The organism is Megasphaera sp. AF13-6AC, from assembly GCF_027685385.1.
Taxonomy (GTDB): Bacteria; Bacillota; Negativicutes; order Veillonellales; family Megasphaeraceae; genus Megasphaera; species Megasphaera micronuciformis.
In genome coordinates, this window is sequence record NZ_JAQCUN010000185.1 from 1 (window position 1) to 568 (window position 568).

Sequence of the window (568 nt, forward strand, 5' to 3'; positions counted from 1 at the left end):
TTATTTCGGGCGTGTTGAAGGAGTTTGAAGGACTTGCCAAACACCCCCGCCCGTCTCATCATGAAAGAGAAGTAAGTGACTATATTGTTGCCCGTCTTGCCGAATTGGGGGTAAAGGCCCGACAAGACGAAATTTATAATATTATTGCCGATGTACCGGCAACACCGGGTTGTGAAAACGTTCCTTTGACGATTTTACAGGGCCATATGGATATGGTCTGCGTAGCTAAGCCGGGTGTGGCTTTTGATCCGCAAAAAGATCCGATTAAGTTGGTCCGTGAAGGAAATATTTTGCGTGCCGACGGGACGAGTCTCGGCGCAGACGACGGGATTGCCGTAGCGATTTCGCTTTATCTTATACAACAAAAAATTCAGCATGGCCCTTTGCGTCTTATCTTTACAGTCGACGAAGAAACGAACATGACCGGAGCCTTGTCTCTTTCAGCAGACCACGTAAAAGATGCCAAGTATGTTATTAATTGTGATTCGGAATCGATTCATGTTATTTGTGTCGCATCGGCCGGAAGTTGTCACATGGAGTTTACACGTGACTTACATCGTTGTGCTCC

At 46.5% G+C, this 568-nt stretch carries 1 protein-coding gene; it reads left to right on the forward strand.

Going from position 1 to position 568, the window contains the following annotated elements:
* Window positions 1–2: 2 nt before the first annotated feature.
* Window positions 3–568, forward strand: a 566-nt coding sequence (locus tag PGX78_RS07885) for a M20/M25/M40 family metallo-hydrolase (RefSeq protein WP_270446364.1), incomplete at its 3' end; no start/stop codon positions are given.